This is a genomic window from Devosia sp. YR412 (assembly GCF_900110945.1).
Taxonomy (GTDB): Bacteria; Pseudomonadota; Alphaproteobacteria; order Rhizobiales; family Devosiaceae; genus Devosia.
In genome coordinates, this window is the sequence record NZ_FOFL01000003.1 from 232,253 (window position 1) to 245,925 (window position 13,673).

The window sequence follows — 13,673 nt, forward strand, 5'->3', positions numbered from 1 at the left end:
GTCACTGCGGCTCCAGCCGGTTCATGACGCCGCCCGGCGAGACGATCTCGAACCAGGTGGCGAGGAACCGGTCGCGCCGCTGCTGGTCGAGCGACACCAGAAGGCTCGGACCAATGGCGATCGGCTGCAGGGCGCCGCCACCGCGCGCGGCAATCGACCGGCTGGTGAAGCCGCCATCGAAATCGCCGATGATGGAGCCCAGCGCCGTCGCACCGGCGGCAATGGCCTGCCCGTCCGGCGACAGGGTGAAATCGAGGAACAGCTTGCCGAGGTCCGGGTGCTTGGCCGAGCGCGGAATGATGATGGAGCGGGACAGCACCAGCACATAGTCGTCCGGCACCACCACTTGGACGGTATCGTTGGCAGCGCCCCGGGCCAGGGCATAGGAGCCCAGCACATTATAGGCCAGGGCCAGCTGACCGGTTTCGATGGCATCGATGATGCGCGGGCTCGATCCGCTCAGGCGCACCTTGGCTCGTCCGAAGGCGCTGGCAAGACGCCAGAAGTTGGACGAGATGAACTGGTCATTGGCGGCCAGCATATAGCCGACGCCACTGTCGCCGATATCATAGGTGGCGATACGGCCCGCAAACCGCTCGGTCTGGTTCTCCAGCAGTTCGGCCAGCTTGAGATGGGTGCGCGGCACTTCGTCGGGCGCGATCAGTTCGGGATTATAGACGATGACGGCCGGTTCGAAAGTGAAGCCGAACACCTCGTTGCGCCAATGCGCCCATTCCGGCAGCGCCGGCAGATAGGGCGAATCATAGGCCAGCGCAAAGCCGTCATTGGCCAGTTTCAGCTGCAGATCGGCGGCCGACGAGACGATGATGTCGGGGTCCAGCGGCAGGGTTCCGGCCACGACACCCTCGAACAGAGGACGGGTGTCGGTCTCGTCATACACGACGGTGATGTCGCCATGCAGCTTCTGGAAGCCCTCGATGAAGTGGCGGAACAGCGGTTCGTCAGTGGTGCCGACAATGGTCAGCACGGCACTGGCCTCGCCATCGGGCGCGGCATAGGTGGTCGCTGCCGTGGCGGGTCCGCAGGCCACAAGAACGGCCAGGGCGCACAGCCCCGACAAGTGGACGCTAGGCCTCATTGCGGCTGACGGCCTTGTAGCCGACCCCTCTGGCCGTGCTGATTTCGAGATCGGCGCCGGCCAGCTTGCGCCGCAGCCGCGAGATGTAGAGTTCAAGGGCATTGGTCGAGACGTCATTGTCGAGGTTGAACAGCTGGTTCATCAGCCGCTCCTTGGGCACGACCTTGCCCAGATTGGCCAAGAGGATTTCCAGCAGCCTGAATTCGCGCCGGCCCAGATCGACGTCCTGGCCATGGATGGCGACGGTGCGGCCCGCCAGATCGACGCTGACATTGCCGACGTTGAGCACGCTGGTGGTCATGCCGCTGGTGCGCCGCATCAGTGCCCGCAAGCGGGCTTCGAGCTCGCGCAGATCGAATGGCTTGACCAGGTAATCGTCGGCGCCAAGATCGAGCAGGCTGACCTTGTCGTCGATTTCGGACCGCGCGGTCATCACCAGGATGGGTGCATCGAAGCCGGCCTTGCGCAGCAGCTTGATGAGCTCGAAGCCGCTCTTGTTGGGCAGCATGAGGTCGAGCGCCATGGCGTCGAAATTTTCGCCGACGATGGCCGGTAGCACCTCGGCGCCATCTTTCACCCAGGTCACCGAGTGTCCGGCCTGCGTCAGCCGGCTGTGCACGGCATCGCCCAGGTCGTCATTGTCCTCGACCAGCAATATCTGCATCCGCTCCTCCGTGCCGGTTGCATCTACCAGACATCCTCGCGGTTCAGTATCATCTCTTGCCCCGAACTTGTCAGGGGGTCTTGGCAGCGCCCGGTACAGGCTGGCGAATAACCTCGCCGTCTTCCTTGGTGAACGGGCCGATATCCGGGTTCTCCAAGATCGCCAAGACAAGCTCGGATGGACGACAAAGGCGAACACCTCGAGCAGTGACGACGAAGGGCCGGTTGATCAGGATGGGATGGAGCAGCATGGCGTCGAGCAGTTGATCGTCGCTCAGGCTCGCATCACTCAAGCCCAGGGCTTCGTATGGGGTGTCCTTCGTGCGGATCGTCTCACGCACCGTCAGGCCCGCTTCGCTGATCAGCCAGACCAGCCGCTCGCGAGTTGGTGGCGTTTGCAGATATTGGATGATCTCGGGCTCAACACCGCTCTGCCTGATCATCGCCAGCGTGTTGCGCGAGGTGCCGCAGTCCGGGTTGTGGTAGATGGTCGTCATGCAGGGCGTCCCTGTTGGATTTGCGGTTGCAGCCAAGAGGCGAGGGCCAGACCGGCGAGGCCTCCAACGATTTGTGCGGCAATGAAGGCCGGGACATCGATAAGGGCAATGCCTGAGAAGCTATTGGTGAAGGCCCGCGCGACGGTCACTGCTGGATTGGCGAATGATGTTGACGCGGTGAACCAGTAGGCTGAGCCGATGTAAAGGCCAACGAGCGCGGGCAAGGAAGCCTTGTTGCGTTGCCCCAGCAGGACCACCAGAATCAGCCCGAGGGTCGCCACGACCTCGGCAAGCCACTGCGAAACGCCGGTTCGCTCATGGCCCGAGAGCGTCAGGGGCACAACCGCGAACATCGCATGGGCAACGGTCACCCCAGCCATCCCACCGACCACCTGCCCTGCCATGTAGAGGGCTGCCATCTTGCCGCTGATCTCACGCCGCAGCATGAAGACCAGCGTGACCACAGGATTGAAGTGAGCGCCCGAGACGGGCCCCAGCAGGCTGATCAAGACCACCAGCATGGCTGCGGTTGGCAGTGCATTGCCGAGAAGGGCCAGGCCAGAATCCTCGGTCAGCCTTTCGGCCATGATGCCGGCCCCGACCACGGTGCTCACCAGCAGCCCAGTCCCCAGCGCTTCTGCCGCTATCTTTCGCAGGTCTTCCAACCGTATCGGCATCAGGGTTGACCCCGCTCCGGGGCGCAACAGGCAGCAGCCGTGAGGGCAGCGGGAGCGCAGACATCGGGGTGTCCCTGGCAGCAGTCTCGCATCAAGAACTCGACCAGGCCCGAAAGGCCGCCGAAGTTGGCGGTATAGATGATGCAACGCGCTTCGCGCCGCGACTGCACCAGGCCGGCACGCTCAAGGTTGCTGAGGTGGAAGGAGGCGCTGGACGACGAGGCACCCACGGCCTCACCAACAGCGCCAGCAGCCAGCCCGTCAGGCCCGGCAACCACCAGGACCCGAACCATCTGGAGACGGGTCGGCTGGGATAGAGCCCCGAATGCATCAAGGGCTTGCGCTTCGTCGATTTTCATTTCAACATCTCAAGAATGATTGAAATGAAGATATCCAATGATGCGCGACAACGCCAGCCCCCGACCATGACGCTCGCTTCACAGCCAGCGGCAAAGCAGTTTGCGGCATGCTGCGCCCCTCCCACCTCTGCGCGCCGCTGATCATGACCAGACAAGCCGGCGAAGGCGTCGGGCGTATCGTAGCCGCATTGGGGCTGACCCAGATCATCGGTTACGGAACGCTCTATTACAGCTTCGGTGTCCTTGCGCCGAGCATGGCCAGCGATTTCGGCTGGTCGCAGGAGTGGGTCTATGGCGTGCTGTCGGTCTCCCTGCTGCTTGGCGGTCTCGTGGCTCCCATCTCCGGCAGGCTGGCCGACCGCCATGGTGCTGGCACCGTCATGTCTTGGGGTTCGGTGCCGCGTCCCTTGCCCTTGTCTTATGTGCCCTGGCACCCGAGCGTATCAGCTTCGTCGTGGGGCTCGCAGCCATGGAGATCGCGTCCAGTTTCGTCCTCTACGCAACGGCATTCGCCGCCCTGGCGCAAGCCTCAACCTCGGGCGCTCAACGCAGTATCACGCACCTGACGCTCATCGCGGGGTTCGCATCGACGGTGTTTTGGCCGCTCACCAGCTGGCTGCACCAGCATATGAGCTGGCGTGAGGTTTATCTGCTCTACGCCCTGTTGAACCTGATGGGCGCCCTGCCGGTGCATCTGTGGCTGGGAAGGGTGGTCCGCAGACGCAGGTCATCGGCCAGGTCCGAGCAGGCACAGAAGGCAGCGCCGGCAGTCCAGGGTCGGGAGCGGTGGGCCATGCTGATGATGCTGGCGGCATTCGCGCTACTGGGCTTTGTGGCATCAGCCATCACGGTCCACATGGTGCCAATGCTGGCTGCGCTCGGCCTCGGTGGTGCCGCTGTTGTCGTCACCACGCTGTTCGGGCCATCGCAGGTGCTCAGTCGGCTTGTTAACATGCAATTCGGGCGCGGCCTTGCCCCGCCGGCCCTTGCCCTCCTCGCGGCCGCCATGCTCCCGCTGGGCCTCGCGCTGCTTGCCGTCGCAGCGCCGTGGGCCCCGGGTGCGGCGGTGTTTGCAATCCTCTTTGGCTTTGGCAATGGCCTCTCCAGCATCGTCTCCGGCACCCTGCCGCTCATGCTGTTCGGCGCGGCGGGCTATGGCGCAAGGCTGGGCTGGATAAGCTCCGCCCGGCTTGTAGCCTCCGCTGCCGCCCCATTGGCGTTCTCCATGGTGGCCTCGGCCGCCTCGGTGAAGGTCGCGGTGTGGTTCGTGGCCCTGGTGGGCATTGCCTCCGCGGCGGCCTTCGGCGCGATCTGGCTGGTGTTCGGCCGCAAGTCGGAAATGGTGGAGCTGAGCGGGGCGTCCACCATCGTCTGAGAAGCCCGGATTGCTTGGGTTCTGTAGGATGGGTGGTGGAACAAATGTCCCACCTTGTATGTCCACCTATAGCGGCAAACTAACTTCACGCCAATGTTGAACCAGCCTTGCCCTTGTTCAGAGCACCAGGGAAATCCCCGACGAGTGATCTACACCACCCTTTCTAGCGCCGCTAAAAGTAGCACCGGGCGGAAGCCGCTACGGTTGTAGGTCTTCAGGGTAGTTGTTCCTGGCTCGTGTCCGACAATAGCCATGATGTGGGCTTGTGATACGTCAGCGGCAACTAGCTTGCGAACCATGGTGTGGCGTAGACTGTGGAAGGTTAGTTTTGATGCCCAATTCAGGTAGCAGAGCTTCGTTCACCCACCGACCGAGGTTACGCCCATAGCCGTTGGATTTGGTGTATGTGAGCTGGGGAAAGAGCATTTCGTTTCCTCTGCGCTGCTTTATGCGGTCCACATAGCCGAGAAAACCGTACTCGATCAGCTTGGAATGAATGGGTACAATCCTCGCCGACGCATCGTTCTTTAGCTGCTTCTTGGTGCCGGGCTTTTGGTTGATGTCAAAACACCAAATACCGTCGATCTGCCGTACGTCCTCTAGATGCAATTGAGCAATTTCATTGAGACGCGCACCAGTATGAATGCCGATCAGAGTACCCCACTTGTGGTGTTCCTCCGATGACCCGGCTTTTGCCTGCGCCGCTGAACTGATTGATCGGAGCTGATCGTCGGAAAATGACACGCGGGGTGGCTCAGCATTGGCCTTGTCGGTCCGAAGCGCTAGCCCATCGAACGGGTTGTTGTCGCTGTAGCCATTCCGCTTAGCCCACCCGAACAACGTGCTGTAGGTCTGCAGGTACTTGTTGATTGTCAAAACGTGGAGGGTGCGAACTCCCGGCGTGTTCAGCACCTCTGACAAGGGCCTGCCGCGCGTAGCTCTGAGCTTGTTTCTGTTCACGGGGTAGGCAATCAGCGTGTCTCGCACTGTGCGAGCTTCCGTCCGACCTATGTTTCCAACTGACACCTCTTTGTGCAAAACCTCGTACAGCAGATCGAAATGTTCGGCCTTTTCAAGCTCAGTCTTATCTACCCACTGGCGCTCGATTTTTGCGAACTTCCAGAACTCATCGACCAGAGCTTGCAGGGTGAGCTGGCTAGCCCCGGTAGTCTCTGCCTGTTTGGGGGAACTTTGCTCAGAAACTTGGTCGAACTCAAACAACTCTGCGGCTTCACTGTAGGCCAACACAGCTTTTGCCCAGTCCCTATGACCCTGCTTATAGCTGCGCTTGAAAGCCTCAAAGGGTGGGGTGCCAATCTCAATATCCAGGCCAAATTGCGTCGCGAACCTTGCAGCCTCGATATCATCGTGAGCCGGGCTAAGCGCCCCGTGCTTTAACTCGTCATCCAACAGGCCGACCGTCCACCCAAACCCCTCCTTCATTTCGTCGGACAGCGGGCCAGCAACATCGATTGCGGCCCTAGAGCTGGCCAGCCAGCCGCCGAAGTAGTCGGCGAGCACCCTGCGTAGGTCTTTATGGTCCATGTGCCGATGCAGGCCCTTCTCAGTGACGTTTCGGGCTAGATAGCTCATGGCCATTGCAAGCTGCAAGGCTGGCCGGGGCTCGCGTGTCCGCAGCGATATTTTGAAGGATGACGCCTGACCGGCCGATTTGGAGTTACGAGGCAGCGCCCAGCGAAAATAGAATATGCCGTGACGGGAGCGCTGTAGATAGGTCGGATTGAACAAGCCGATGTCCCACTTGGATGTCCCACCAAGCAAAACCGGTAGCTAAGTCCTTGATTTTCATCGGAATGGTGGAGCTGAGCGGGATCGAACCGCTGACCTCGTCATTGCGAACGACGCGCTCTCCCAACTGAGCTACAGCCCCGTCCCGATTGATTGAATATGGCGTTTTTTGCTGGCGCGGCAAGAGCTGAGGTCAGAGCAGTTTGTGGGTGACGAGGCTGTTGCCGGTGGCGATCACCGCGTCGGCGGCGGGGATCAGTGGACGGCCGAGGCGTTGGGCGCCGCGCTGGCCGTCGACGCGCTTGGGTGCGGCCAGTTCGTGCTTGTTGTCGCGCAGGGCGCGGTTGAACAGGGCGAAGACATCGACCAGCCAATTGGGGATCTGGGCACGGGGAATGCGGCGGGTGGGGAAGGCGGGGCGCAGCATGTCGGCGAGGTCGCGCATGGAATAGGCGCCGACCGAGGCGATGCAGCGCTGGCCGGCGGCAGCGGGATTGGTCATGGCGTCGACATGCAGCGCCGCGACGTCGCGCACGTCGACGGCCGACATGGTGAGACGGGGCAGGGCGGGCAGCTTGCCGCCCAGCAGCAGGCGGATAACATCGGCCGAGGTCCCGGGATCCTCGTCGAGCAGGGGGCCGAAGATGGCGGCGGGATTGATAACAGCAAGATCGTCGTGGCGGGAGGCGCCGTCCATCAAGCGCCAGGCTTCGCGTTCGGCCAGGGTCTTGGATTTGGGATAGGCGCCGGTCTGCGAGCTATCGACATTGGTCCAGTCGGCCTCGGTCAGCAGGCGGGAATAGTCGGCATGGCCATATTGGATGGCGGCGATGGAGGAGGTCAGCACCACGCGTTCGACTTTGGCGGCCAATGCGGCCTGGATGGCGCGGCGGGTGCCTTCGACGGCTGGGCGGATCAGCTCGTTGGGGTCTTTCGGGACGCTGAGCACGAAGGGCGAGGCGGTGTGCTGGAGATAGCGCACATCCTGCATGGCCTCGGCCCAACCGTCATCCTTGAGCAGGTCGAGGGTGGTAAATTCGAGGCGGGAAGTGTCCGCGCCGGCCTTGACCAGCGTGTCGCGGACCTTGTCGGCTTTCGACAGGCTGCGGACCGAGCCGCGCACGAGATAGCCGGCATTGAGCAATTGCAGGGCGACATGGCCGCCGAGAAAGCCGGAAATGCCGGTGACGAGGACGCGGTCGGTCATGCTGGTTTCCTTTTGCCGTGTCCGTCTAAAGTGGGGCGGCTGGGCCCCGGATCAAGTCCAGAGCCGGTCAATCAGACTTCGGCCCAGCGGCCGGTTTTGTCGCTGGCAAAGATCGCGTCGATGACTTTCATCGAGGCAATGGCATCCTCGACGCCCCAGAGCAGCGGCGTCTCGCCGAGTACGGCCAAGGCGAAGGCTTCTGCCTGTTCGGTATATTGATCGACGGCGGGCAGGATTTCTCGGCGGGCCAGCGAGCCGTCGATCGGGCTGCCGGTATCCACGGTGATGGCGGTGCGCTCATTGGGCGGGGCGTTGAAGGGGATGATGATCTCGAGCTTGCCCTTGGTGCCGAAGACCTGGACGCGTTGATGCGGCACGGTCTGGGTCGAGCAGGTGAAATTGAGCTGCCGGCCATTGCCGAAGTCGGCCATGACGCTGGCCAGCCGATCGGTGCCGAAATTTTCGTCGCGCTCGACCAGGGAGACGACGCGTTTCGGTTCGCTTTCGAACAGATAGCGTGCGGCAGTGATCGGATAGCAGCCGATATCCATGATGCCGCCGCCGCCGATATCGGCCTGGTTGCGGACATTGTTGGGGTCGGCGTTGAAATAGGTGAAGACCGCATTGATCGAGCGGATATCGCCCAATTCGCCGGAGCGGATGATCTCGCGGGCGCGGCTCCACTGCGGGTGGAAGCGGATCATGAAGGCTTCCAGCACCAGGATATTGGCCGGAATGCTGCGCAGCGCTTCGGCGTCGGCGGCATTGAGCGCGATGGGCTTTTCGCACAGCACATGCTTGCCGGCCTTGGCCGCAGCGACGGTCATCGGCACATGCAGGTGATTGGGCAGGGGATTGTAGATGGCGTCGATATCGGGATCGGCGAACAGGTCCTCATAGGAGCCATAGGCCTTGGCGATGCCGAGCTGGTCGGCGGCGGCGCGGGCCTTGCTCAGGTCGCGGCTGGCGATGGCGACGACCTCGGAATGGGCCGAGCGCTGGATGGCCGGCGTCACCTTCTGCATGCCGATATTGGCGGTGGACAGAATGCCCCAGCGGATCTTTTTGGTCATAGTCGTGCTCCCTTTGCTTGAGAGGTTTAGCCGCGAGGAGGCCGGTTGCAAAGCCCGGCTCAAGGGTCCACATCGGGCGCTTAACAACCACAGGTGTTTCAATGCGCAGTGTCAGCTATGCCCAATTCGGCGATGCAACCGAAGTCCTCGAACTGGTGGAGCGCGATCTGCCTGAGCCGGGCAAGGGGCAGGTGCGGATCAAGCTGCTGCTGTCGCCGGTGCACAATCATGACCTGATGACCATCAAGGGCGTCTATGGGATCAAGCCGGAATTGCCCTCGGTGCCGGGTACCGAAGCGGTCGGCGTGGTGGATGCGCTGGGAGAGGGCGTCGAGAATCTCGTGGTCGGGCAGCGGGTGATGGGCGGGGCGAGCGCGGCCTGGGCGGAATATTATCTCAGCGATGCGGCGCGGCTGATCCCGGTGCCGGACAGCGTCGATGACGCGACGGCCTGCCAGCTGATCTCCATGCCGCTGAGCGCCAAGATGCTGCTGGCCGATCTTGATGTGAAGGCCGGTGACTGGATCATCCAGAATGCCGCCAATGGCGCGGTGGGCAAGCTGCTCAACCAGTTTGCCGGGGAAGCGGGCGTGCATGTGGTGAACCTGGTGCGGCGCGATGGCGGCGTGGCGGAAATGACGGCGCTGGGCATTGGTAATGTGGTTTCGACCGAGCGCCAGGATTGGCGCGATGCGGTCAAGGCGCTGACCGGTGGCGCGCCGATTGTGCGCGGGCTGGATTCGATTGGCGGTGATGGGCCGGAGGCTTTGCTCAGCGTCATGGCGGAGCGCAGCGAGGTGGTGTCGTTTGGTAATTTGTCGGGAAAGAAGCTGACGCTGTCGTCGGATATGATCCTGTTCAAGCAGGCTGTGGTGCGCGGCTTCTGGGGCGCCAAGCCGCGGGCCAGTGCTGAAGCCATTGGCCAGATGATCGGCGAGCTGGTGACGGCTGCGGCCAAGGGCGAGTTGAAGCTGGTGGTGGATGGGGTGTTTGGGCTCGATCAGGCGCGGGAAGCGGCGCGAGCAAGTGGCGAGCCGGGTCGCAAGGGCAAGGTGGCGATTAAGGGGGCTTAAGGTCGGACACCAGAATACCTTCCACGGTGCCTAACCCACCCCCACCCGACCCATTCGGGGCCACCCTCCCCACAAGGGGGGAGGGATAAGAGGCATTGAGTTCGCTGTAGGTCGGCTTCCCTCCCCTGAATGGGGACGGATTGAGGGTGGGGTGATGGTTGGTCACCGTGTCCCTTGTAACCGCAGGCTGATGGCCCTAGTGCGGCTCTTTCGCATCCGCTTCGCCGAGCAGCCAGTAGCCGGCGGCTTTGATATATTCGGGGTTGAAGCTGCGGGTCTCGATCAGGTGGGCCTTGACCGCTTTGCTCATGCTGCTTTCGCCGGCGATATAGGCATAGGCGTCGCCGGCCGGAAAGCTCAGGGACTTGATGGTGTCGAGGATCAGGCTGGTGGTCCCGGCGGGACGGCCGTCGCGATAGACATAGGTCAGCGAGAGGTTGGCCGCGGTCTCGAAACTCTGTTCTTCGGCGGCGCTGTCGACTTCGATGACGGCGACAATCTTGCTGCCGGCAGGCAGTTCCTCGATGCGGCGGCCCAGCGCCGGCAGGGCGGTTTCGTCGCCCGCCAAGAGGTACCAGTCATAGGCTGGTGGCACGACCAGCGAGCCGCGGGGGCCCGCGATGAGGAGCGTCTGGCCGACAGCGGCCTGTGCCGCCCAGCCGGAGGCCGGGCCATCGCCGTGCAGCACGAAGTCGAGGTCGATCCAGCCCTCGGCGACGCTCCAGTAGCGCGGGGTGTAGTCGCGCATTTCCGGCCGCTGGCCCTCGGCGAATTCGGCGCCGCGTTCACCAATCGGCACGATGTGCGGGGCAACGCCCTCGGGGAAAATGAAGACCTTGATGTGATCGGCATGGCCGACCGAAGCGAAGCCTTCGAGGTCGCCGGTGAGGCGGATGCGGCGCATCAGCGGGGTGATGTCGGTGACCGAGACCACGTCGAGCAGCCGCATTCGGGTGTCGTGGCGAACGCGTTGCGGGGCGCGGGGATCGATCGTCTCGGACATGCTGGCTAATTCCTGAATTGTTCAGTCAGGAATTACTCTGCTCCGTTGCGGCGATCAAGGCTCATCGAGGATTGTTTGGCTCACAGGCAGTTAAAGGCGCTGCGGAAATCAGAAATCCGGCAATGCGGCTTTTCAGGCGCGATGGTGCGGCCTATAGGTCGCGGCCCTAAGGTCGGATCCAAATGCACAATCTTCTCGCCCGTTTCCTGATGCGCCACGAGCCCCGCAAGGACTGGCGTGTGCATGCCAAATCGGCCTCGGCGACGGCGGCCAGCGTGACGCTGATCGGCGGCTTGGCGGCAGCGACGGGCCTGCCATTGCTATTGGCGCCGCTGGGGCCGACGGCGCTTTTGATTTTCGGACAGCCGGAGAGTGCGGGCGCGCAGCCGATCAATATCCTTGCCGGCTATCTGATCGGCACGGTGATTGCGGTGGGCGCGCTGCTGTTCGGGCCCGAGCCATGGTGGGTGGCGACGCTCTGCGTCGGGCTGACCATGCTGGTCATGCTGGTGCTGCGCGTCACGCATCCACCGGCCGCGGCCGTGCCGCTGCTGGTCTATCCCGGGCCGGTCGATCCGCTGACGCTGTTTGGCGTGCTACTGATCGCCTGCGTGATGCTGGTGGTGCTCGGCGTCGTGCTGCACCGGCTGCCGCCTAAGCGGCGCTATCCATTGCCGATCCGACAGGAGATCGATCAGGAATAGAGCATCTTGTCTTGCTCGGCGCGCAGGGCAAACAGGCGCGTCGAGGTATCAGGCTGGCTGTTGGCCGTGGTCAGCAGTTCGCCCTTCTTGACCGGGGCGGTGACCTTGCCGCCTTCGAGCAGGCCAACCGGGAGAGCGCCGGCGGCACGGCTGTCGGTGATGGTCATGGTATAACTGCGATAGCAGGTTTCGCCGATGGCATCGAAGGTCTCGCCGGGCAGCAGATCGCGCTTGGCGACGGCGCAGACTTCAGCGACCGGGCGGGCCAGCGGCACCATGTCGGGCTTGCCATAGAGCATGATGCGGGCGGCGGTCAGCGGCACTTCGAGGCTGGTCAGGTGGTAGGGGCGGAAGAAGCTGTAATAGGGGCCGTGGCCGATGTGGAGGTCATCCATGCGCTCGATGATGCGCGGATGCTCCGCCTTGACGATGACGAAGACGCCGGGGGCGACGCCCTTGCCGACGGTGAAATCAACGACGCCCATCTTGTTGAGGATGCCGCCGTCTTCCTTGGGGATCAGCACCTTGGCCATATCCTCGCGATCGGCCTTGGGGCCATGCATGCCCGGCACGTCGGGCACGAGGCCGGTGGCATTAGCGATGGCGCACATTTCCACCATGGTCTTGGATCCGTCGACGAATTCGACCAGCATGCGCGGGTTCATGTTTCGGCGGGTGGCTTCCTCGCGATAGTCGTCTGGGACGGCATCGTGCCAGAGCGGATTGTTCTTGCCCTTGCCGGCGGCGACAATGGGCAGGCCGAGGGCGGAGACGAATTCGATCAGCTCCATGCAGGAGCTTGGTTCATCGCCGGCGCCGACGGAATAGATCACGCCGAGACGGTCGGCCTGGGCCTTGAGATAGGGGCCGATGGTGACGTCGGCTTCGACATTCATCATCACCACATGCTTGCCATGCTCCATGGCGGTGAGGACGTAATCGGCGGCCACGCCGGGCTTGCCGGTGGCGTCGATGACGACGTCGATATTCTCGGTAGTGACAAGGGTTTGCGCCGAGGTGATTGCGATCTTGCCGGCCTCGATGGCGGCCAAAGCCTGGGCCGGCGTATCGGCCTCGCGGCCCTTGCTGTCGTCACCATAGGCGATGGTCATGGCATCGAGCGCGGTATGCGGGCGGCGGGTGGCGATGGCCGCCATTTCGATGCCCTTCATGAGCGACATCTGGGTCACCAGATCGGTGCCCATTTCACCCGAGCCGATGACGCCGACACGGATCGGCTTGCCGGTTTCGGCGCGGGCCGCCAGATCGCGGGCGATGCCGGTCAGGGCGATGGATGAGGTCATGATAGGGTCCGATCGAGATTGCGCGTCACCGGTTAACTCTCTGCCGGGCGTTCCTGCAAGGGGTCAGGTTGTAGATCGTTCCTGCGCCAAGATAAAAGGTTCCTGACGAAGTAATGCAGAAGCTCATCAAGGTTAGCACTTCTTAAACCGTTCCCATGGAGACTGGCGCCTGGAGAAAACTCCGGGGGCAAGCATCCATCATGGTCAGCAAGACCAAGAAATCAGTCGCATTGCCGGCGATCATCGACCTCGATGCGCTGGATGGTATCCGCGACGGCCTGATCGATGCGATCGAGGAGGGGCCGGTCACCGTGACCGCCGACGCGGTCGAACGCGTCTCGACCAACGCGCTGTTCATGCTGATCAGCGCTGCCGAGACCGCCCGCAAGAACAATTTTGAGTTTGCTATCGAGCAGCCGAGCGCGGCGATGACGTCCGCGATCGAGCGACTGGGTCTGGACGCCCAGTTTTCGGGAATGATGAGAGGATGAAGACGTTGCGGGTTCTGACGGTGGACGATTCGAGGACCATCCTCGCCATGCTGCACCACACCCTGAGCAATGCCGGGTTTGAAGTGCTGCAGGCCGAAGACGGCAAGCAGGGCCTGGATGTGCTCAAGACCGAGCAGGTCGATGTGGTGATCACCGACATCAACATGCCGGTGATGGACGGCATCGAATTCATCAAGCATGTGCGGGCGACGGGCAATCACCAGAGCCTGCCGATCCTGATCCTGACCACCGAAACCAGCCAGGACAAGCGCGACCAGGGCAAGGCCGCTGGCGGCACCGGCTGGATCGTCAAGCCATTCGATCCTGAAAAGCTGATCTCGGTGATCCACCGGGTCGTTCATTAAGTCTTACTGAACCCAGAAGGGTTGGACGTGTCCG

At 62.7% G+C, this 13,673-nt stretch carries 15 protein-coding genes and 1 tRNA gene; 5 read left to right on the forward strand and 11 right to left on the reverse strand.

From position 1 onward, the window contains the following. Position 1 precedes the first annotated feature (1 nt). The 5 genes from BM045_RS12340 to BM045_RS12360 all read right to left on the reverse strand — a co-directional run bounded on the left by BM045_RS12340 (position 2) and on the right by BM045_RS12360 (position 3,289). A complete protein-coding gene (locus BM045_RS12340) occupies positions 2 to 1,081 on the reverse strand; it encodes an ABC transporter substrate-binding protein (protein WP_170848488.1) in 1,080 nt (359 codons plus the stop codon). A gap of 7 nt (positions 1,082 to 1,088) precedes the next feature. After that, a complete protein-coding gene (locus BM045_RS12345; protein WP_092183708.1) occupies positions 1,089 to 1,763 on the reverse strand; it encodes a response regulator transcription factor in 675 nt (224 codons plus the stop codon). A 70-nt stretch (positions 1,764 to 1,833) separates the two neighbouring features. Continuing rightward, the gene (gene arsC / locus BM045_RS12350; protein ID WP_092183710.1) at positions 1,834 to 2,259 is read right to left on the reverse strand and encodes an arsenate reductase (glutaredoxin); all 426 of its coding nucleotides are present in this window, start codon (positions 2,257 to 2,259) and stop codon (positions 1,834 to 1,836) included. After that, the gene (locus tag BM045_RS12355; RefSeq protein WP_092183712.1) at positions 2,256 to 2,936 is read right to left on the reverse strand and encodes an aquaporin; all 681 of its coding nucleotides are present in this window, start codon (positions 2,934 to 2,936) and stop codon (positions 2,256 to 2,258) included. The genes arsC and BM045_RS12355 overlap by 4 nt, the downstream gene beginning before the upstream one ends. Then, positions 2,936 to 3,289 carry an ArsR/SmtB family transcription factor gene (locus tag BM045_RS12360; protein WP_092184178.1) on the reverse strand — a complete coding sequence of 118 codons (354 nt, stop codon included), beginning with the start codon at positions 3,287 to 3,289 and terminating at the stop codon, positions 2,936 to 2,938. Before BM045_RS12360 ends, BM045_RS12355 begins: the two co-directional genes overlap by 1 nt. Positions 3,290 to 3,578: 289 nt before the next feature. Here BM045_RS12360 and BM045_RS12365 point away from each other — a divergent pair, with 289 nt between their 5' ends. Further along, entirely contained in the window at positions 3,579 to 4,670 is a 1,092-nt protein-coding gene (locus BM045_RS12365) for an MFS transporter (RefSeq protein WP_348271249.1), read from the forward strand. A gap of 273 nt (positions 4,671 to 4,943) precedes the next feature. Here BM045_RS12365 and BM045_RS12375 read toward each other — a convergent pair whose 3' ends face one another. The 4 genes from BM045_RS12375 to BM045_RS12390 all read right to left on the reverse strand — a co-directional run bounded on the left by BM045_RS12375 (position 4,944) and on the right by BM045_RS12390 (position 8,699). Beyond that, positions 4,944 to 6,419 (reverse strand): site-specific integrase, encoded by a 1,476-nt coding sequence (locus BM045_RS12375; protein ID WP_139198784.1) that lies wholly within the window; start codon positions 6,417 to 6,419, stop codon positions 4,944 to 4,946. 66 nt (positions 6,420 to 6,485) lie between these two features. Then, positions 6,486 to 6,561 (reverse strand) — tRNA-Ala (locus BM045_RS12380). Between the two features lie 51 nt (positions 6,562 to 6,612). Then, on the reverse strand, positions 6,613 to 7,626 hold the full coding sequence (locus BM045_RS12385) for an SDR family oxidoreductase (protein ID WP_092183717.1): 1,014 nt from the start codon (positions 7,624 to 7,626) through the stop codon (positions 6,613 to 6,615). Positions 7,627 to 7,697: 71 nt separating this feature from the next. Beyond that, complete coding sequence (locus tag BM045_RS12390; RefSeq protein WP_092183719.1) at positions 7,698 to 8,699, reverse strand: Gfo/Idh/MocA family protein; 1,002 nt, start codon at positions 8,697 to 8,699, stop codon at positions 7,698 to 7,700. A gap of 101 nt (positions 8,700 to 8,800) precedes the next feature. Between BM045_RS12390 and BM045_RS12395 the strand changes: the two genes are divergently transcribed. After that, positions 8,801 to 9,772 carry a zinc-binding dehydrogenase gene (locus BM045_RS12395; protein WP_092183722.1) on the forward strand — a complete coding sequence of 324 codons (972 nt, stop codon included), beginning with the start codon at positions 8,801 to 8,803 and terminating at the stop codon, positions 9,770 to 9,772. A gap of 196 nt (positions 9,773 to 9,968) precedes the next feature. Here BM045_RS12395 and BM045_RS12400 read toward each other — a convergent pair whose 3' ends face one another. Next, positions 9,969 to 10,775 carry a siderophore-interacting protein gene (locus BM045_RS12400; protein WP_092183724.1) on the reverse strand — a complete coding sequence of 269 codons (807 nt, stop codon included), beginning with the start codon at positions 10,773 to 10,775 and terminating at the stop codon, positions 9,969 to 9,971. 182 nt (positions 10,776 to 10,957) lie between these two features. Here BM045_RS12400 and BM045_RS12405 point away from each other — a divergent pair, with 182 nt between their 5' ends. After that, on the forward strand, positions 10,958 to 11,479 hold the full coding sequence (locus BM045_RS12405; protein ID WP_092183726.1) for an HPP family protein: 522 nt from the start codon (positions 10,958 to 10,960) through the stop codon (positions 11,477 to 11,479). On the opposite strand, the gene BM045_RS12410 is transcribed toward BM045_RS12405, so the two are convergent. After that, positions 11,470 to 12,783: an NAD(P)H-dependent oxidoreductase gene (locus BM045_RS12410; protein ID WP_092183728.1), complete on the reverse strand. Its 1,314-nt coding sequence runs from the start codon at positions 12,781 to 12,783 to the stop codon at positions 11,470 to 11,472. The genes BM045_RS12405 and BM045_RS12410 overlap by 10 nt on opposite strands. Before the next feature lie 200 nt (positions 12,784 to 12,983). Between BM045_RS12410 and BM045_RS12415 the strand changes: the two genes are divergently transcribed. Together BM045_RS12415 and BM045_RS12420 are read left to right on the forward strand one after the other, a co-directional pair. Continuing rightward, complete coding sequence (locus tag BM045_RS12415; protein ID WP_170848489.1) at positions 12,984 to 13,274, forward strand: STAS domain-containing protein; 291 nt, start codon at positions 12,984 to 12,986, stop codon at positions 13,272 to 13,274. Next, the gene (locus BM045_RS12420) at positions 13,271 to 13,639 is read left to right on the forward strand and encodes a response regulator (RefSeq protein ID WP_170848490.1); all 369 of its coding nucleotides are present in this window, start codon (positions 13,271 to 13,273) and stop codon (positions 13,637 to 13,639) included. The genes BM045_RS12415 and BM045_RS12420 overlap by 4 nt, the downstream gene beginning before the upstream one ends. Positions 13,640 to 13,673 lie beyond the last annotated feature (34 nt).

Coding starts and splice junctions, on each gene's coding strand:
- BM045_RS12410 (WP_092183728.1), bottom strand. CDS start 12,783: ATGACCTCATCCATCGCCCTGACCGGCATCGCCCGCGATCTGGCGGCC.
- BM045_RS12390 (WP_092183719.1), bottom strand. CDS start 8,699: ATGACCAAAAAGATCCGCTGGGGCATTCTGTCCACCGCCAATATCGGC.
- BM045_RS12395 (WP_092183722.1), top strand. CDS start 8,801: ATGCGCAGTGTCAGCTATGCCCAATTCGGCGATGCAACCGAAGTCCTC.
- BM045_RS12420 (WP_170848490.1), top strand. CDS start 13,271: ATGAAGACGTTGCGGGTTCTGACGGTGGACGATTCGAGGACCATCCTC.
- BM045_RS12405 (WP_092183726.1), top strand. CDS start 10,958: ATGCACAATCTTCTCGCCCGTTTCCTGATGCGCCACGAGCCCCGCAAG.
- BM045_RS12385 (WP_092183717.1), bottom strand. CDS start 7,626: ATGACCGACCGCGTCCTCGTCACCGGCATTTCCGGCTTTCTCGGCGGC.
- arsC (WP_092183710.1), bottom strand. CDS start 2,259: ATGACGACCATCTACCACAACCCGGACTGCGGCACCTCGCGCAACACG.
- BM045_RS12355 (WP_092183712.1), bottom strand. CDS start 2,936: ATGCCGATACGGTTGGAAGACCTGCGAAAGATAGCGGCAGAAGCGCTG.
- BM045_RS12415 (WP_170848489.1), top strand. CDS start 12,984: ATGGTCAGCAAGACCAAGAAATCAGTCGCATTGCCGGCGATCATCGAC.
- BM045_RS12345 (WP_092183708.1), bottom strand. CDS start 1,763: ATGCAGATATTGCTGGTCGAGGACAATGACGACCTGGGCGATGCCGTG.
- BM045_RS12400 (WP_092183724.1), bottom strand. CDS start 10,775: ATGTCCGAGACGATCGATCCCCGCGCCCCGCAACGCGTTCGCCACGAC.